This window comes from Vibrio sp. 10N.286.55.E10 (genome assembly GCF_002872555.1).
In the GTDB taxonomy this organism is placed as follows: domain Bacteria; phylum Pseudomonadota; class Gammaproteobacteria; order Enterobacterales; family Vibrionaceae; genus Vibrio; species Vibrio crassostreae.
The window spans coordinates 118,941-137,761 of record NZ_MCSD01000002.1; the positions used below are offsets into that span (position 1 = coordinate 118,941).

The window sequence follows — 18,821 nt, forward strand, 5'->3', positions numbered from 1 at the left end:
ATCTACGTTCAATGAATGCAAGGCAAGCCGCACGTCGGCAAGGAGATGCTATGGGCGAGACCAACCGGAAGCTATTTGTTTTAGACACCAATATCCTACTTCACGAACCCTTCGCTATATTTTCTTTCCAAGAGCACGATGTCGTTATCCCCATGACAGTGCTAGAAGAACTAGACAGAATCAAAGACAGTAAGAGAGACGTTGCCCGAGATGCGAGAATTGCGATACGAACTCTCGAAGATCTATTCAGGGAAGCTACACCAGACCAAATATCGGAAGGTATCCCTTTCACCAAAGACATTAAAGCCTCAGGCAGTATTTCAATACTCGCCGATTACGAACTTCAAGAAAGCATCAAAGCCTTTGCCGACGACAAGGCAGGCGATAACCGAATCCTCAACGCTGTACTCTACCTTCAAAACAAACGCGCGCCACGCGAAGTGGTTCTCATCACCAAAGACATCAACATGCGCTTACGAGCCAAAGGCGCTGGTGTTCGCTTTGTTGAAGACTATCAAACAGACCAACTGATTGATGATATTCAATATCTCACCAAAGGCTTTCAACAGCTCGAAGGATCATTTTGGGATGGTATCGACAATGTCGAGAGCAGAAGTTTAGGTGGAAAGACACTGCACACCTTAGCTAGAGCGCCTTTTGAGCCGACCTTCCTCAACCAATATGTGATTGATGAAGAGAGCGACTTTGCAGCAAGAGTTGAAGAGATTGATACCGAAACCATCACACTCAGGGACTTAAGCCGTGAACGCTTAATGAACCGAAGAGCTTGGGACATCACGCCAAAAAACATTTACCAAGGAATGGCGATTGATGCCCTGCTCGACCCTGATATTGACCTGGTGATCCTAACTGGTGCGGCAGGGAGTGGTAAAACGCTGCTCGCCATGGCTGCTGCACTTGAGCAAACCATTGAACGTAAGCAGTTCGATAAGATCATCGTAACCCGAAACACACCTGATATAGGTGAGTCGATAGGTTTCCTTCCTGGTACTGAGGAAGAGAAGATGTTGCCTTGGTTAGCCGCAGTGACCGATACACTGGAAGCGCTGCACAAGAACGACCATTGTACCGAAGGGTCGATGAAGTACATCTGTGACAAAGCCAATATCCAGTTTAAATCGATTAACTTCATGCGCGGACGTTCAATTCAGAATGCGTTTGTACTTCTCGATGAGTGTCAGAACCTCACCGCTTCACAAATCAAAACCATCATCACTCGTTGTGGCGAAGGTACTAAGATTATCTGTTCTGGAAACCTAGCGCAGATAGATTCTTCTTACCTAACCCCTGTGACCTCTGGCTTAACCTACATGGTCGAGCGTTTTAAAAACTTCGAAGGCAGTGCCAACATCCACCTCAATGGTGTAGTGCGAAGCCGACTGGCTGAGTTTGCAGAAGAGAACATGTAGTGACTCTATACGCTTACTGAATCAGTAATATAAAAACAAAAAGCGCCTCACATTGGAGGCGCTTTTCAATTAATTTTTTAAACAGACTTGTTGAGGCTAACCTGAGTTACTCAGTACCACCAACAGTTAGCGAGTCTAGCTTCAATGTTGGTTGACCAACACCCACTGGTACACTTTGACCAGCCTTACCACACACACCAACACCACGGTCGATACTTAGGTCGTTACCGACCATAGACACCTGCTGCATTGCTTCAATACCAGAACCGATTAGCGTCGCGCCTTTCACTGGGTGAGTGATCTTGCCGTTTTCAATCATGTACGCTTCAGAAGCTGAGAATACAAACTTACCTGATGTAATATCCACCTGACCGCCACCGAAGTTCGGTGCATAGATACCCTTCTCAACCGTTGCGATGATCTCTTCCGGCGTGTGTTCGCCCGGTAGCATGTATGTATTCGTCATACGTGGCATTGGAAGATGCGCGTAAGACTCACGACGACCATTACCTGTCGGTGCTACACCCATTAGGCGAGCGTTCAGCTTATCTTGCATGTAACCTTTTAAGATGCCGTTTTCGATTAACGTATTGTACTGACCATTGACACCTTCATCATCGACGTTCAATGAACCACGAAGATCAGTCAATGTACCGTCATCGACAATCGTACATAGGCTTGAAGTGACTTGCTCGCCAACTTTACCCGAGAATACTGAAGACTCTTTACGGTTAAAGTCGCCTTCTAAACCGTGGCCTACGGCTTCGTGTAGAAGAACGCCCGGCCAACCAGAACCAAGAACCACAGGCATTGCACCAGCAGGCGCAGCAACTGCTTCAAGGTTAACAAGCGCTTGGCGAATCGCTTCATCCGCAAATTGGTAAGCAACCTGAGTGCCTTTGTCATCGCTTAGGAAAAAGTCGTAACCAAAACGACCACCGCCACCAGCACTACCACGTTCACGGCGATCGCCTTTCTGAGCAAGTACACTGATTGATAGACGAACCAGCGGACGAATATCGCCAGCGTAAGTTCCATCAGTCGCAGCAACCAGCATCTGCTCATGTACACCGCTTAGGCTCACAGATACCTCAGTCACCATAGGCTCTTTCGTACGAATGTAAGCATCCAATGATTTCAGTAGTTCCGTTTTCTGCTGTTTTTCCCAGCTCGCTAGCGGGTTAACTGCATCATAGTAAGTTTGGTTAGAGTTGCGCTTAAACGCTTGAACCTTGCCGTTTTGACCTTGCTTCGCGATACCACGAGCCGCAATTGCGCTCTGTTTAAGACCATCCAATTGGATTTGGTCAGAGTAAGCAAAACCGGTCTTTTCGCCAGATACTGCACGAACACCAACACCGCAATCGATATTGAAAGAGCCGTCTTTAATAATGCTATCTTCTAGCACCAAAGATTCGTGCCAGCTAGACTGAAAGTAGATATCAGCATAATCAATTTGGCGGGTAGCAATGCTCGCCAATGTATCTGCGATATTTTGCTCCGTAAGCCCTGTTGGGTTCAGTAGCGCTTCTTCAATTTGATTAATGCTCATAGATGGCTCTTGTTTGTAATTAAAATTGATTGGTAAATCGAGAGTGTTGCGCGATGGGCATATTTTGCCTGATTGATTCGCAACTGGACGTATCTATCTCAACCACCATACTTTTAGGTTCTTGATCTAACTGTGCGACCACTCTTCCCCAGGGATCAACCACCATAGAGTGTCCCCATGTTTCTCTTTGGCAAGGGTGTTTGCCACCTTGCCCTACCGCGACGATCCACGATTGTGTTTCGATCGCACGGCATCTTAATAGTGCTTCCCAATGCGCCTGTCCGGTGACTGCGGTAAACGCAGCTGGAACCACTATGATTTGCGCACCTTGCTTACGTAACTCAGAATACAAGTGTGGAAAACGCACATCATAACAAATACTCAAACCTAAGCGACCAAAAGGCGTTTCCGCTGTCACAACTTGGTCACCCGGTGTGAAAATATCCGACTCTCGATAGCACTTATGGGCATCGGCGACATCTACGTCAAACATGTGTAGCTTGTCGTAATGAGCCACTAAACTGCCAAAATCGTCAATCACCAAGGTTGTGGTAGTCACGCCTTTAGCTGTGCTTATCGGCATACTACCAATAACGATCCAAATTCGGTGAAGCTTTGCTAGCTCAGAGATTTTCTTTTGCAGTGGGCCATCATTTAGAGGCTCTGCATACTGGTGATAGTCAGCTTTACTGCCAAAGACTAACGCGTTTTCAGGGCACACAACCCACTTCGCCCCTAACTCTTTGCACTTTGCTACCTCTTGAACAAGGTACTCAAAGTTCAATTCAGGGCTAGGGCCAGATGTCATTTGAATCAACCCAACACAATCCATGTGTATCGCTCCTCCATTCATTATGATTCAGAAATCAGCATTTCACCGTATATTCGCTGACTAGGATATAAGGCCTATTCGGCTAACTTTCTGAGTTTCTCTGGTAGCTGGAACTCACCGGAGCTACGAGAAAGCTCGCTCACCGTTGGTGAATCCAATGGCCCTTTCACCGAATAATTAACTTGGGTAAAGACTTCAACAACCGGCGAAATAACCGTGGTCACCGCCAATACGTACAGCGCCGTTTGAGGGGTTACCGCAAAAGCCGTTAATACCGGAATTCCAGAAGTGATATCTGGAGTAAAGTTCACTTCTGCATCAACCTGACGCGTATTTAGGTTGGCGATGCCTTTGATCTTCATCTCACCCGCCACCGCATCCATATTCAAGTCATTAGTCAGGAAGATACCGTTTTGGATCTCGCCCGTACCTGTGATGCTGTTGAATGCCATGCCTTTATCAAACACATCTGAGAAATCGAGCTGCATCTTACGGATGATCGAATCTAGGCTAAACAGACCAAGTAGACGAGCCGCGCCGCTCACATCTGAGATAATGCCTTTACCAAACTTGGTTTTCACGTTGCCATCAAGGGTGTCCATCTTAATGCCCCAAGGCGAACCATCCCAACCAAGTTGAGCTTCTAACGCAAATGGTGCTTTTTGAATTCCTGAAGTGATACCAAAGCGTTCCATCAACTCACTGTTGTTTTCACCTTCAACATCAACGGTTAATGATGAATGACTCTTGTCACCTTGCAGTTCCCACCAGCCACTCACATCCGCTTTGTTGCCACCACTTCGAACCTGGATTTTGTTCCACTCGATACGGTCTTCGTTCCTCGTCATTTCAACATCGACCTTACCAACCTTGTAGCCTTGTAGCCAAAAGTCGTTCAACGTCAGGGTCAGGTTTGGCATCACATCGTGGATCTTCCTATCTAGCTGAGAGATCAATGGCGCTTCTTGTGCTTTACGTTGCAGCAGTTGTTCTTGATTTTTCTTGTCGCTCCACTCAGGAACGAACAGATGTAGACGATCCAGTGAAACGGTCAAATCGTAAGGTGGCAGGTAATTAATATCGCCTTCTAACTCTTGGCTAGACACTTCCATTTGCCAAGCTTGCTTGTTCTTACGAGCACTAAAATCAACGTCATTCCAAGAGATACCACCTAGAATCAGCTCTTTACTTTCGAAGGTCACACGACTTGGCGCAGGAATGGTTGGCGTGTTCATTTGACTCAGCACAGCGGTTGACGGCTGTACAGGTTCCATCACGACAGATAACCAATCATCCGCATTAAACTTGTCAGTACGAATCAGTGCATGATGACCCACAACAGGGCTAATTTTATAGCCACCACGACCCAGAACTAAGTTAGTCGCCGTTAACTCAGGCACATCACCTGTAATATCGATTTCAGCTTGGTACTTAGTATTCGGCAGTTGCAAACGCGCAGTAATCGACTCTTGGTTACCCGATGCTTGTAGCCTTGCAGAGCCACTTTCCAATGACTTTTTGGCCAATGGATATGGGTAATCGCTCGCGAGATATTTTAAATCAGACTGCAAATCCAATTGGTAGGTAAAACCGATGTCATTCAGTTGGATATCAATCTGACTTTGCCACTGCGCATGACCAGATAAGCGACTTAGCCATTGTTCACCAATGTAAGGTTCTAAAGGTTTAACATCCCAATCGCCTAACACATCGATATCAACTGCGTAGCCAGGGCCATCATTCTGACCTTTAAAATCAAGCGATATCCCTTGCTTAAGCAAATCAGCGGCGAGGCCATTTGCTGTCACTACGTCATTATCAAACTCGATACGGCCCGTGGTGTTCTCAAGCACCATTGGCGGCGCTTCAATCTCAACATGGTTACCACTAAGGTCAGCATAACCCCATGCTCTTGCTTCTCTTTCAGAATCAAACGGAATATTGAGCTGGAACTCGGAAGAGACATCACCACTCACTTGAAGTGCGGTTAACGCGGCCCCTACTGAGTCAACCAGTGGCGAAGCCGTCATGTAATCACGCACCGCATTGCCAGACGCCGTTGCCTTGGCTTCAATCTCAATATGACCGCCTTCCCCTAGATAAGGAATACGTCCAGTGATGCGATCTGCAGTCACATCCATCAGCTGTGCTGAGCGAGAATCTAGATACATTGCATCATTTTCAAATAGCAGATCGAGCTGAAGGTCGGTAATCAATGGCCATGCTGTATCAAAGCTGAATTTAGCATCTTCTAATCCGACCCAAACTTGGAAAATACCATCATGATTAGTGTAGGGATAATGAGATAAATCACCATGCCACAATAGCTTTACGGTATCAGCCTTACCGGCTTGAATCGCAGTTGAAAGGTAATCGGTCAGGTCTTGTCCAAGTGCCAGTGTCGGCAGGTAACGCCATGTTTCACCTACATTGTAAGCGTCCGCTTCGCCATAGAAGGATAAGAATGGGCTCGCATCCTTTGGAAAGTCTAAGCGAAATGCGCCTAGTACTTGTAAGTCTGGTGTGGCTGCCGTGATTTTATCCGACCACAGTTTCCAGCCGTTTTCATCCTGCTGCCAAACAATATCAACCTGACCTTGCTTGATGTTCAAAGGGGCTTGGAAAACATCACCATATGGGAACACATCATCAATCACATGCAGACTAGCTTTGGCTTCCGAAGCCGAACCAAACACACTGCCTGACACTTGGCTAAAACCTGGAACTAAATCCCATTGCTCAATCGCAAGATCAGAAAAGCTGGCAGAGTAGCGTAGGCTATCGATTCCCGAATCCATTGAGACACGGATATCAGAAACAGTACCGCCCGGCGCCAATACGTTGATCATTTTGGTTGATTGTTCAGAGTCAGGCATCAGCTTAATCAACGGCGTAATTGTCTCAATGTTTAATTCAGAGACATTGAGCTCCCAAGGACCTTGGTTCCACTTGAACGCAACGTCGAGCTCAGGCCAAGGCGTATCGTCAGTTCTCAAATTAAGTGAGTGACCATTTACCTGCCAACCATCATCAATCGGAGACAACTTAAAGATACCTGACTCAAGCATCAGGTCATGCTTACCATCTTCCTTCCAAGTCAACTCTGAAGGCAGAACTTCAACATAAGCGCTCACAGGTTTGCTATTACGCAGTGTTAGCCAGCTATTCAAGCTCACAGTGCCCGTCTCAATGCCGGATTCCGCCTGCATATAACGAGTTAACCAAGGCTTAACCGAAATGCTGTCTGCACTGACATAAAACTCGCCCGTCATATCCGTTAACGAGCCGCCATCAACAAAGTTAGCACTCACTGACAAAGAGTTTAGATTGGCATCTTTGATACTTACCACACCCTCCGCAAGGTGATGCTTACCAGAGTTTTGCCATTTCAGAGTTTCGATATCAAGCTGACGTTCTTCATCAGAGATAGTGCGATACAAAAGAGAGGAATCTTTAGCGGTCACATCCACCAAAGTTTTCAGCAGTAAATTATCGAGCTCTTGTACCACTCGCTTGGAAGAACCGGGATCTTTAGGTTCGTCTTTGCCATTTTGCCCGGCAAACAGATCAATAGAACGGATATCAAGATACATTTGATTCATGACCAAATCGGCCACAACCGGACGCATTTGAACAAGCGATTGAATCAAGTCAAACTCGACTTCAACACGCTCGACAGAAAAGGTCACATCTTCTGCATTAGGAAGGCTGGCTTTAACGCCTTGCAGAGCAATAGAAGGGTGAGTGTTACGCCAAAAACCGCCCACGTCTTGAATTGAAAAATCAAAACCGGAATGTTGGTTTACCCAAAGCTCAATTTCAGATTGATACTTATTTAAATTGGGTAAGGCTACACGCAGTGTAGTTACGGCAATGGCTAGCGTTACTAAGAGAGTAACCACTAACCATAAACATGCACGTAGAATCAGAGTAACGCTTGAGCTCACAAAATTTCCATTACATCATAACAACATCAAACTGCTCTTGTATGTACAGAGGCTCAGCCTGGATTTTAACTTGCTTACCAATAAAGACTTCAAGCTCAGCAAGCGCATGAGATTCATCGCCCTCTAACGCCTCAGCTACGGCAGCTGCCGCATAAACCACAAATTTATCGGCGTCATATGCACGATTCACTCGCGTGATCTCTCGAAGAATTTCATAACAAACGGTTTCAACGGTCTTCACACTGCCGCGACCTTCACAAGCAGGACAGCTCGAACACAGGATATGCTCAATACTTTCACGAGTACGTTTACGAGTCATCTCAACCAAACCAAGCTGCGTGAAGCCATTAATATTGGTTTTCACACGGTCTTTATCTAGCGCAGCCTCTAAAGAAGTTAGTACTCGCTTACGATGTTCCTCTGACAACATATCAATAAAGTCGATAATGATGATGCCACCTAGGTTACGCAGACGTAGCTGGCGAGCAATCGCTTGAGTCGCTTCTACGTTGGTGTTGAAAATCGTCTCTTCTAGATTACGGCGACCAACAAACGCGCCAGTGTTGATATCAACAGTGGTCATCGCTTCAGTTTGGTCAATAATCAAATATCCACCAGACTTTAATTCGACTTTACGATCCAATGAACGCTGAATTTCGTTCTCGGTATCGTACATATCAAAGATAGGTTTATCACCTTCATACAGCTCAAGCTTGTCTGTCAGCTCTGGCACGTATTCAGAGGTAAACTCTTTTAGGTTTTCATACTCTAGACGAGAATCGACCTGAATCTTACTCAGCTCAGTACCGACAAAATCACGCAAGATACGTTGGCTTAGGCAAAGTTCACCATACAAGCGAGTGCGCGCTTTGTGTTTACCACGACGCTCAAGAACCTTTAGCCAAAGTCGCTTCAAGAAAGCGGCATCTTGTGCAAGTTCATTCGAGTCAGCGCCTTCAGCCGCAGTGCGGATGATGAAGCCACCGTGTTCGTCACAGTAACGAGACACGACTTTTTTAAGACGGTTACGCTCAGACTCGCTGTCGATTCGTTGGGAAACGCCGACATGACTTGCGCCCGGCATAAATACCAGATAACGAGACGGTAGAGTGATATCCGTGGTTAGGCGAGCACCTTTAGTTCCAAGAGGGTCTTTGACCACTTGCACCACAATGTCTTGCCCTTGACGAACAAGCTCTGAAATGTCACGAACTTGAAACTGCTTCTTTTCATTTTCAGCAACACATTCAGTGTGTGGAACAATATCAGAGGCGTGTAAAAAAGCTGCTTTTTCAAGGCCTATATCCACAAAAGCCGCCTGCATTCCCGGAAGAACACGGCTTACACGTCCTTTATAGATATTTCCTACGATACCGCGTCGAGCATCTCGTTCGACATGGATCTCTTGAAGAGCCCCCCCTTCAATCATGGCCACACGAGTTTCACTCGGGGTCACGTTCAGCAACAATTCAGCACTCATGGTGCACCTCAGATTAGTAATTATAAGAATTCTTGCAGTAGCTGGTCCGTTTCAAATAAAGGTAAGCCGACAACGGCGTAATAACTACCTTCAATTCGGGTAACAAAGCGTCCGCCCAAACCTTGGATCCCATAGCTACCGGCTTTATCGCATGGCTCCCCTGTTTGCCAGTATTGTTCTATTTCTTTTTCACTGAGGGGTTTAAACCATACGTCGGTAATAATGATTTCTGTTCTTTGTTTTTCTTCTGAAACCACAGAAACCGCCGTCATCACTTGGTGACGTTCATTCGCTAACTGAGTAAGCATACGCTTAGAGTCAGAAAAATCGCTAGGCTTCTCAAGCACTTGCCCTTGACTAACAACGACGGTATCAGAACCAAGAACGACTATCTCAGAGCCATTACTTACAGTATCAGAACTAGGAACGACATGCTGCCTTTCAGAAGGGTTATCTTTCAATAAAGACAATGCCGCTAAGGCTTTATCTAAAGATAGTCGCTTAACATACTCTTCGGCGGTTTCTTGAGCGTGTTTACACTCTTCAACATCGGTTACAAGGACAGAGAACTCATAACCGAGTTGCGATAGTAATTCTTTGCGGCGTGGTGAACCGGATGCCAAAACTAAATGTTTCTTTTGCATTGTCACACTACCTCACATGCCAATGGCGACGCACGCGTCTCATTAATAAAAACATCCAAGGCCAAAGTATACAGTTTATCAATGCGCTCCATAGCGATAATGGGTTGAAAACGACATCTTGGATCAAATATTCACCAAAGAAGATCAATACCTCAAACAACACCGTTAACGCAGCAATGATCATCGCTTGCTGCCATAGCGCCATGTTACGAATAACGAGGAAGTTCATGGCAATAATGTACATCACTATTGCCATCATCATACCTCGAATACCCAGAGTAGAACCGATCAAAAGGTCCCACAATAAGCCTAGAATCAAAGCACTACCTACGTTAACACGATGTGGCAGAGCCAAAACCCAGTAACACGTAACCAGCAGCAACCAAGATGGTCTAAATAGATCTAAGCTACCAGGCCAAGGGATCGTTTGCAGAATAAGGGCTACTAAAAATGAGCAGCCAATTACGACCTTGCTTCTTAAAACGCTATTGGCCATCTTCATCCTCTAACAATGCTTGTTCTATGCTGGATTGATCCGCTTGCATCTGTTTATTTTCATCAGGCCATACAAGCAGCAAGTATCTGAGCTTGTCGAACTCAACCACAGGCTCTGCTTTGATAACGGCGAATTCTCGTTTCGGGTCGTAATCAACGGCAGTAACATAGGCGACTGGGTAACCTTCTGGATACACCCCACCAAGACCCGATGTCACCAACAGATCTTCTTCCTGTATATCAGTACTGGTTGGAATGTGCTCTAGCTGGATCTCGTCAATCATGCCATTCCCCGAAGCAATCACACGGATGTCATTACGAATAACCTGCACGGGAATCGCATTGTTTGCATCAGTGAGTAGAAGGACACGGCTATTATGAGCAGCAACAAAGGTCACTTGACCCACAATGCCTTTCTCGTTGATCACCGGTTGACCTTCATATACTCCATCAATCTGACCTTTGTCGATCACGACTTGGTGACGATAGGGTGAAGTATCAACGGCCATAACTTCTGTGACGACTTTCTTCTCATCACGGATAAACGGTGAGCCTAATAGCTTACGAAGGCGTTTGTTTTCCTCTTGATATTGCTCAAGCAGAATCAGTTCGCTCTTCAGGCGCAAGACTTCTCGTTTAATATTATGGTTGGATTCGATTAGCCCTTTGCGAGTGCTAAAACGGTCATATACACCATCGAACATAGTGCGAGGCAAGTTGGCTGCATACTGGATAGGCGCAACCATGCTGTTCAATAGATAGCGGACATTTGAGAAAGCATCTAAACGACTATCAGCCAGCATAAGGCTGGCTGATAAAATTACAGCAAAAAACAGGCGCAATTGTAGAGAGGGACCTCTACCAAAAATTGGCTTCATTCTATATTTGGTCCTAGAGCTACATTTGTTCCTATAGACAAGGTCCTAGGCTCTTTACATAAAACTAGATAATAAAAGAGCCTAACACTAGATATTATTCTTCGCTGAACAGATCGCCGCCGTGCATGTCGATCATCTCTAGAGCTTTCCCGCCACCTAGAGCAACACACGTTAATGGCTCTTCTGCAACAACAACAGGGATGCCTGTTTCTTCTGTTAACAGACGATCAAGGTCTTTAAGCAGTGCACCACCACCTGTTAGTACCATACCGTTTTCTGAGATATCAGAAGCTAGCTCTGGCGGACACTGCTCTAGTGCAACCATTACTGCAGATACGATGCCAGATAGAGGCTCTTGAAGTGCTTCAAGGATTTCGTTTGAGTTTAGGCTAAAGCTACGAGGCACACCTTCAGCAAGGTTACGACCACGTACTTCGATCTCTTCTACTTCATCGCCAGGGTAAGCTGAACCGATTTCGTGTTTGATCTTCTCTGCCGTCGCTTCACCGATCAAGCTGCCGTAGTTACGACGAACGTAGTTGATGATCGCTTCATCAAAACGGTCACCGCCGATACGTACAGAAGACGAGTAAACCACACCATTCAGTGAGATAACCGCAACTTCAGTAGTACCACCACCGATATCAACAACCATTGAACCTGTTGGTTCAGAGACACGTAGGCCAGCACCAATCGCTGCAGCCATTGGCTCATCGATTAAGTAAACCTCACGAGCACCAGCACCTAATGCTGATTCACGAATAGCACGACGCTCTACTTGCGTAGAACCACAAGGAACACAAACCAAAACGCGAGGGCTTGGTTTAAGCACACTGTTGTCATGCACTTGTTTAATGAAGTGCTGAAGCATTTTTTCCGTTACGTAAAAGTCGGCAATTACACCGTCTTTCATTGGACGGATCGCTGAGATGTTACCAGGCGTACGACCAAGCATTTGCTTAGCAGCGTGACCAACAGCAGCGACACTCTTTGCAGAACCCGCACGATCTTGGCGAATAGCTACAACTGAAGGCTCATCAAGAACAATGCCTTGGCCTTTTACATAAATAAGGGTATTGGCTGTACCTAAATCAATCGATAGGTCGTTTGAAAACATGCCACGAAGTTTTTTAAACATATTCTTCGCTCATCCTGCAAGAATTAGAAGACAAAAATTGCACTAAATGTACCAATGCCTTGCTGTTACGGCAAGGCATTGAAGTACAAACATGGACTGAAACCCGTAATTTCTTACAGATTCCTAACTTAAGGGGCAAAAATTATATTATTACTGACCTGTTAAGCCACTTTCTCCTCGATAGATCACTCGATCGTTACCGCGGTAGATGCCGAATGTGACTACGGTAGAGGGATCTTCATCGCCTAACTGTCGCCAGTTGTAGCGCAACCATGGTTGCTCTTGATCGCTACCTGAGCAAGTAATAGAGTTTTCACTAGTTTTAGTGGTTGGTTTTGAGTCATCCATTCTTAACCACAAGCGGACTTGCTCACGAGGTGCATCTGTACCAGAAGGCGTGTTTTGGTTCGCAGCTACGTCTTCCTCTCCATCATCTACGCTGTCATTGCCGTTAAGCGAAGCTAACGTGGTTGTCGCACCGTCGCTATGCCAGATCACTTGTTTACAAGAATTAGCCCCATTGAATGTGCTACGGTCATCATCCTCGTTAACAACAAACTCACTGCCATTCCAAAACTCAGCACGAAGTGGAATCGTTAAAGTAGAACCGGAATTGCCACCAATATCATCGAGCGCCATTCGACCATAGCGGGCCGGAGGTTGGACTGGGAATACTGCCGAATCAGTAACAGGGTCAGAGTCCGTAAATGACACAGGATCAGCACCGCCTACCGTTAAACCGAAATGAGTAACGGTAGAGTTAGTATCCGATGTATTAAAGGGATTATCCTTGCGGCTAACCCCATCAGAATCCGTAACTCGCTCAAGAACAGCGGCACTATCACTCAACAACCAGTGCTTGCGTTCTGTAAACCAAGACCCAGCATCAGTATCTAGTAAGAACCGATTATCGACAGCTGTATCCTCTAGAACACCAAAATTAGCTTGTAGGCTCGAGGCGAAAAATTGATAGTTATTAAGCGCGCTACCAACACTGCTTTCACCAGATGCCATTGGATACACTTGATGAACGCTTGAGTCGTAAGGTTGACTCAAATAAGCAATGTCGTTTTGATTCGCGACATTCCATTCAGGGTTCTCTTGCAGGAAGTACTTCGGATAGAAGCGGCCAATTGATTTACTGCCAGAGAAGCCACCTAAAATTGAACCGTAGAAACTCCCAGTTTCTGTCGCAATGAAGTTAAAGCTACCCGCTTCTGAGTATTTTAGATTTTTAAATTTATAGCCGTTATCAGCAAGTACTATATCTGAGCTAGATTGAGTAAGTTGACTAGTCGGCTCTAAACTCCCTAACACTGCACCACTGTTACTAGGTGTATCTAATGTATGAGTTGCACCTACTGCACCTGAAGAAAGCAAATAGTTTTGTGTTACCAAGCTATTATTACATTGCTGACTTGCATCACTCGTGAACCGAATAGGTTTAGCAAACGCGTCAAACTCTTCCCCAGCAGCAGCAAACGCACTCCCACCACTACTGTTTCCATCAGAATTATTGCTCGTGCAGATGGCAAATTTCCAAGGTCTGACATAGACATCGACGACACCTTCTAATGCATCCCAACTTTCACCGTCATTATCTTCACAATCATATCCTGTAGGGCATTCAAAAGTAGGATCGGAAAGTTTGAAGCTAACCTTACCCGCTTCGCTGTAAATAATTGAACCAGTAGTTTGAGCGGAACTGTCAAATTCAAAGACTACCGAGGTATCGCTCCAGTCGCTCTTACTTTTTACCAATAAGTTTCCATCAACGGCTCCCTGGGTAGAAGTGGGGTTCACCAATGAAAAGTCCGAGACATTGAGAGTTTTATCCCCTTGATAGCCTAAAACAGGTGTTGCCGTATCATCTTTACAAGCCAAAGCTTTCAGGTCAAAGCTCGCAGCCAGACCGGCTACAGCATATATATCGCTTGCTTCAAACTTGTATAGTGATACTAAAAAGTCGCCAGAGTCACTTTGATTGGAGTCTGACGCCAGTTCAGCCTCAATTTTATAAGTACCAATTGAGTCAGCATCCAAACCGAGTGTTAATATCCCAGATAAATTTGTCGAATAAGAGTTGCCACCGTTATGGCGTCCCTCAATAACACTATCAACGGTTATGCCGGTAGGTGTCGTAATATAAACTTCAACTTGCTCAGTGGCTGGATTCCCTTGAGAATCAGTTACGGTGACCGTCACTTGTGGAGTTTCACACAATAGAGAGAAGTCTTTGTTAGGCGTCAAATCCAATTGATAATCTGATGGTTGCACAGGACAAAACTGGCCATTATCAATAATTTTCCCATCAGGTCGTAATTCTATATTTTTCGCAGTTACTCGACCATTTATAAGGCCGTTACCACCAGCAACAAGGACTTTATCACGACTAAAAATAAGCGCATTCAAATTCCTTTCTACTTGGACTAACGCATTATGACCTTTATAATTTTCAGCCCATATAGATAGTTTAAAATCGTTATTGATGACCTGCCCAGTCCCCGACAATTCAAAACTATTCACATAGATTTTAGTATCTTGAGATAATATTATTTTACCGCTAGCACCTACAATCAAATGCTCAATATAATAGGTATCCCCAGTCAAGTTAATCGTACCTGAACCTCCAGCGGATACTGTATTATACTTACCGCTAACCAAGTTGATTTCTTGCCAACCGGCATCCACATTTTGACCTGTTGGTAAATCTAGATCGACAATATTAGGCTCAGTTATATATAGCGATGAGTTCTCTACACACTCCTTGCCATCACATTGTGTCTTTGGGTTAACGGTTGGGTTTGTCGGGTCAACCCATATGCCTACTTGCCCACTAGACTGGTAGGTACCTTCAATCTGAATCGAGGCCGTATTTGAAGTCCATAATAAGCTACTATTATCCCCCCAAGACTGAACCACATATGGAGCAACATCACATATATCTAATGGAACATCTTCCATTTCAAAAGCAAAGTAACCAACCTCTTCAGGTATATGCGTGCGGTCTCTAAAGTCTTCATCGACAACAAAACTAACCTGATCGTTATTGATATTACATCGACGCAACCAGCCTCCGTGTCCACCAGCCCGCTCTTGTTTATTGGCGATGATTCCATCAACATTCGTTAGAGAGGTGGTAGCATACTTATCCTCACAGCCATCCAACATTGGGTCATTACCGTTTTGACTGGGTGTATCATACCCTCTTGCAAATTGAACCCTGTACCCATTGACTTCAAGCATTGAGCCACTTGTGGAATTTGTTGCGATAAAACCCACCCGTTCTTCTTGGTAATTATTGCCAACTCTTGATGCCGATAACTCTAAAAATAGCCTCGCTTCATTATTGTCATTGCCCCCAAGAAGTTTTCCGGATGTCACCCATCTACTACCATTATTCCTTGTTTGAAGTTGATGAAGAACAACTGGGGAATTAAAAGCTTGTTGGGCTCCAAATGTAGAATATGCAACGGACTCGGCATTACCATTTGTGCCATTTTTTGATTTGTATCTATTCGTATCCAAGTAACCAGCAATAACTTCATGACCATTAAAATCAGCCACACCAGGCTCGATGGCAAGATAGCTCACCTCAGTCATTGGCTGGCTGTTTAAATCAGCGCCCCCACCATTTTTAGGCGCTTTAATTTGCTCGATAGTGGCTTCCGTTTTCGTAACATTAGTTACAACTAACGTTGCGGGAGCATCTAAGTCAGGATTATTTGAAGTAATAGTAGGCATTACGAACACAAGTGGTGTATTCGTGAAGGGTTTATTTAGAGGAATCTTACATTCTGAGCCTGTACATTGCGCAACTCCAAACTGGTACTGCGCTTGCGAGACATAGCTTGGTGGTGGTTGAGTTATACCATCATCACACTGAACCTCACTCGCTCCATCTCCCGATACAGCAATCGCTGCAGAAAGCCCTGAAAGGTCAGCAAATTGAGGCGAACCAACTTGTCGCCAAGAGTTTCCTTCCCATAAATTATAAGTTAGCCATCCTGACTTATTCGAGCTACTTTCATATTCAAGCCAAACTTCATAAAACTCACCATTTAATGTTTCATTATCATCAATGACAGGGTTTCGAACGCCACTATCATTGCTCCAAATTGGCGTCGGGCTACCACCGTTCCTTTTGGTTGCATAAATAGTGTCTTGCCCAGATGAAGGATCTAATTTAAACCATACAGAGAAATCGTCTCCAGCATGAAGTGAGCTACATTGAGACGAAGAAAAATCTGCGAAAGCAGGAAAAGAAAAAAATAGCAGCGCAAATATTATACTTAGATGCTTCATTCAGCCTCCTTCACCCAAAGTTCTTGATTACGTTGCACTTGGCTCACACCGGAACCGCAAATTACCGAAGACTCTAGAACATAGAAAACAAAGCCATCAAGTTCTCCCCGATTGGAACACTGTATTCGCTCAAGAGAACAATTCACCGGAGCGGTGTTAACCATAGAGCTTGCTACCGTAAAAATCCCACCACCAGGCTGGAGATCGTTACTGCTACAAACACTAGCAACAGCAGAAGAAGCCTGAGGATCAGGGTCCGGATAAAACTGAGTCATAACATACTCATTAACAGAATGACTGAGTAACCAAGCTTGTGTACCAAGTACAACTCGAGTGTTTGAATCACTATCTGACCAACTCGTTCGACTCAAACTTGTCGCTAAGAAACCAAGCACCACGATAATAAAGATGACCATGACTAGCGCACTACCTCTTTGGCTTGCTTTACGGGACATTAATCACCTGTATATCTTGCTCAAACACTGTGGACTCATTATTTTCTGCAAACTCGAGAGTCAACTCAACAACACCATTACTCTGAACATCCGCAGGTTGATAACTCAGAGTACTATTCTCACTCATAACTCGATCACTTATTGTGACACCATTACGAGTTAGTAAATTACTACTCGTAAGGCAATACTCCACAAGGTTAGTTGAGTCAAAAATGTAGTGCCTTTTACCTACAGATTCACTAACAAGAGTGTTAGCTCCATTTGGAATAGAAAAATAGGCAGCGGATGCGCTCGGAGGAACCACACTATCAAGGGGGTATATATTATTGAGGTTACTGATATCCGTATGTGGTCTAGTCGGATTTATAACCAAAGACATAGATTGTAATGAACTACTTGTCGCTCCAGTATCACTAACTAAGAAGTTAATATCTGCCCCCGATATAGCATAAAAACCCGAGTCAACAATTGGATAAAATGATACGCAACCGCTACTTACAGAAGCAGGGAACAAGTTAGGTACAGCATGCCTAACTTCACGAGAAAGCTTTTCCAATACAAACCTGGCTTCAGTTTGCAGTCGAAAGCGTTCTACAGAGCCAAAATAGCCTCTCATACCAAGCTCAGTAAAATTCGCGACACCAAGCAAGACGATACTTGAGATGACAATAGCTAAAATCATCTCTATAAGCGTAAACCCTTTCCCCTTCATCAATACTCCCCTCTGTAAGCAACTAAGGTGATAGGAGGATTATTGCTTGCGGTGATTGTTAACGTAAATTTCTGCATCGAAGCAGTTGGTGTATCGTTGTCAACAACCAAATCCACATCAAAATTAGTATAAGTGCTACCGATTTCAATTGGAGTCCCTGAGCTAACCGAGCCGTAATCTCGAGCTAAAAGATCAGTCATAATACTTTGACCTAATGCTGAAGCTCGGTTGGAATAATTCACTTGCCCTGAAAGCGCGGATTGTGGTGCAAGAAAAGTAGTAAATGCGAGCATTGCAAAACCAAGTAGTACAATAACAATGATCGACTCGATAAGCGTAAAGCCACTATTTACGTACTTCATGGGCATACCTGATTACTTGGATAAACAAAACCTTGAGAATTGATACAAACCCAAGCCTTGTCTGAACTATTATTGGATGAGATGGTAATTTGAACACCAGATGAGGCGGTATTTTCAGGGTTACCTAAAAGGTTGAATTCGATTGGAAAAGTGTAGCTAGAGGTAGGTACAGACGCGAAACTATAATCATCACTAACGATAACATCACTTCTTGTTTCAGATGTGTTATCACAAGCAGATTGCGAACCGATACAATTGTTCGCAGCTACTAAACGTAAACTTTCAGCACCTGACACAGACATATCCATATTCGATTGCATTCTATTGAGCTGAATCTGTCGTATAACAGAAGAGACCTGCTCTTGAAGAGCATATAATTCATAAATTTGGCGACCACCAAATCGGCTGATAGCTGTCACAGAGATAATCGCAAGTAAAAGAATCACCACAATTAATTCTACTAGAGTGAAACCTTTGTTTGGCTTTGTATTCATATAAGCCTTAATTGGTTAATTTGACTATCTAGATTATAAATTACTGTATGGAAGGATAAAGTAGCAGTTTAAACATATTAGATACAAAAAAAGACCA

14 protein-coding genes are annotated in these 18,821 nt (G+C 44.6%); 1 reads left to right on the top strand and 13 read right to left on the bottom strand.

The window, feature by feature from the left end:
* Nucleotides 1–50 precede the first annotated feature (50 nt).
* Nucleotides 51–1,430 carry a PhoH family protein gene (locus tag BCV39_RS01725; protein ID WP_048657967.1) on the top strand — a complete coding sequence of 460 codons (1,380 nt, stop codon included), beginning with the start codon at nt 51–53 and terminating at the stop codon, nt 1,428–1,430.
* A 106-nt stretch (nt 1,431–1,536) separates the two neighbouring features.
* On the opposite strand, the gene tldD is transcribed toward BCV39_RS01725, so the two are convergent.
* The 13 genes from tldD to BCV39_RS01790 all read right to left on the bottom strand — a co-directional run bounded on the left by tldD (nt 1,537) and on the right by BCV39_RS01790 (nt 18,724).
* Nucleotides 1,537–2,982: a metalloprotease TldD gene (gene tldD, locus BCV39_RS01730; RefSeq protein ID WP_008220563.1), complete on the bottom strand. Its 1,446-nt coding sequence runs from the start codon at nt 2,980–2,982 to the stop codon at nt 1,537–1,539.
* 19 nt (nt 2,983–3,001) lie between these two features.
* Nucleotides 3,002–3,814, bottom strand: coding sequence for a carbon-nitrogen hydrolase family protein (locus tag BCV39_RS01735; protein ID WP_102432795.1), 813 nt, complete (start codon nt 3,812–3,814; stop codon nt 3,002–3,004).
* Between the two features lie 74 nt (nt 3,815–3,888).
* The gene (locus tag BCV39_RS01740) at nt 3,889–7,761 is read right to left on the bottom strand and encodes a YhdP family protein (protein WP_102432796.1); all 3,873 of its coding nucleotides are present in this window, start codon (nt 7,759–7,761) and stop codon (nt 3,889–3,891) included.
* Nucleotides 7,762–7,771: 10 nt separating this feature from the next.
* A complete protein-coding gene (rng, locus tag BCV39_RS01745; protein WP_017061363.1) occupies nt 7,772–9,241 on the bottom strand; it encodes a ribonuclease G in 1,470 nt (489 codons plus the stop codon).
* A 20-nt stretch (nt 9,242–9,261) separates the two neighbouring features.
* Nucleotides 9,262–9,885 (bottom strand): Maf family protein, encoded by a 624-nt coding sequence (locus BCV39_RS01750; RefSeq protein ID WP_102432797.1) that lies wholly within the window; start codon nt 9,883–9,885, stop codon nt 9,262–9,264.
* Between the two features lie 7 nt (nt 9,886–9,892).
* A complete protein-coding gene (gene mreD / locus BCV39_RS01755) occupies nt 9,893–10,381 on the bottom strand; it encodes a rod shape-determining protein MreD (protein WP_004735926.1) in 489 nt (162 codons plus the stop codon).
* The gene (gene mreC / locus BCV39_RS01760) at nt 10,371–11,258 is read right to left on the bottom strand and encodes a rod shape-determining protein MreC (RefSeq protein WP_048657962.1); all 888 of its coding nucleotides are present in this window, start codon (nt 11,256–11,258) and stop codon (nt 10,371–10,373) included. Before mreC ends, mreD begins: the two co-directional genes overlap by 11 nt.
* Before the next feature lie 94 nt (nt 11,259–11,352).
* Nucleotides 11,353–12,396, bottom strand: a complete 1,044-nt coding sequence (locus BCV39_RS01765) for a rod shape-determining protein (protein WP_017062957.1) — start codon at nt 12,394–12,396, stop codon at nt 11,353–11,355.
* 150 nt (nt 12,397–12,546) lie between these two features.
* The gene (locus BCV39_RS01770; RefSeq protein ID WP_102432798.1) at nt 12,547–16,701 is read right to left on the bottom strand and encodes a DUF6701 domain-containing protein; all 4,155 of its coding nucleotides are present in this window, start codon (nt 16,699–16,701) and stop codon (nt 12,547–12,549) included.
* The gene (locus BCV39_RS01775) at nt 16,698–17,156 is read right to left on the bottom strand and encodes an MSHA biogenesis protein MshP (protein WP_102432799.1); all 459 of its coding nucleotides are present in this window, start codon (nt 17,154–17,156) and stop codon (nt 16,698–16,700) included. The genes BCV39_RS01770 and BCV39_RS01775 overlap by 4 nt, the downstream gene beginning before the upstream one ends.
* Nucleotides 17,146–17,868 carry a prepilin-type N-terminal cleavage/methylation domain-containing protein gene (locus BCV39_RS01780; protein WP_102432800.1) on the bottom strand — a complete coding sequence of 241 codons (723 nt, stop codon included), beginning with the start codon at nt 17,866–17,868 and terminating at the stop codon, nt 17,146–17,148. Before BCV39_RS01780 ends, BCV39_RS01775 begins: the two co-directional genes overlap by 11 nt.
* Nucleotides 17,868–18,230, bottom strand: a complete 363-nt coding sequence (locus BCV39_RS01785; RefSeq protein WP_102432801.1) for a type II secretion system protein — start codon at nt 18,228–18,230, stop codon at nt 17,868–17,870. The genes BCV39_RS01780 and BCV39_RS01785 overlap by 1 nt, the downstream gene beginning before the upstream one ends.
* Entirely contained in the window at nt 18,227–18,724 is a 498-nt protein-coding gene (locus BCV39_RS01790; protein WP_102432802.1) for a type II secretion system protein, read from the bottom strand. Before BCV39_RS01790 ends, BCV39_RS01785 begins: the two co-directional genes overlap by 4 nt.
* Nucleotides 18,725–18,821: the final 97 nt, after the last annotated feature.

Bases quoted from the DNA above. Each gene is read 5' to 3' on its own strand.
- BCV39_RS01775 (WP_102432799.1), bottom strand. From the start codon at position 17,156: ATGTCCCGTAAAGCAAGCCAAAGAGGTAGTGCGCTAGTCATGGTCATC.
- BCV39_RS01750 (WP_102432797.1), bottom strand. From the start codon at position 9,885: ATGCAAAAGAAACATTTAGTTTTGGCATCCGGTTCACCACGCCGCAAA.
- BCV39_RS01765 (WP_017062957.1), bottom strand. From the start codon at position 12,396: ATGTTTAAAAAACTTCGTGGCATGTTTTCAAACGACCTATCGATTGAT.
- BCV39_RS01790 (WP_102432802.1), bottom strand. From the start codon at position 18,724: ATGAATACAAAGCCAAACAAAGGTTTCACTCTAGTAGAATTAATTGTG.
- rng (WP_017061363.1), bottom strand. From the start codon at position 9,241: ATGAGTGCTGAATTGTTGCTGAACGTGACCCCGAGTGAAACTCGTGTG.
- mreD (WP_004735926.1), bottom strand. From the start codon at position 10,381: ATGGCCAATAGCGTTTTAAGAAGCAAGGTCGTAATTGGCTGCTCATTT.
- BCV39_RS01735 (WP_102432795.1), bottom strand. From the start codon at position 3,814: ATGGATTGTGTTGGGTTGATTCAAATGACATCTGGCCCTAGCCCTGAA.
- BCV39_RS01780 (WP_102432800.1), bottom strand. From the start codon at position 17,868: ATGAAGGGGAAAGGGTTTACGCTTATAGAGATGATTTTAGCTATTGTC.
- BCV39_RS01785 (WP_102432801.1), bottom strand. From the start codon at position 18,230: ATGAAGTACGTAAATAGTGGCTTTACGCTTATCGAGTCGATCATTGTT.
- mreC (WP_048657962.1), bottom strand. From the start codon at position 11,258: ATGAAGCCAATTTTTGGTAGAGGTCCCTCTCTACAATTGCGCCTGTTT.
- BCV39_RS01770 (WP_102432798.1), bottom strand. From the start codon at position 16,701: ATGAAGCATCTAAGTATAATATTTGCGCTGCTATTTTTTTCTTTTCCT.
- BCV39_RS01725 (WP_048657967.1), top strand. From the start codon at position 51: ATGGGCGAGACCAACCGGAAGCTATTTGTTTTAGACACCAATATCCTA.
- tldD (WP_008220563.1), bottom strand. From the start codon at position 2,982: ATGAGCATTAATCAAATTGAAGAAGCGCTACTGAACCCAACAGGGCTT.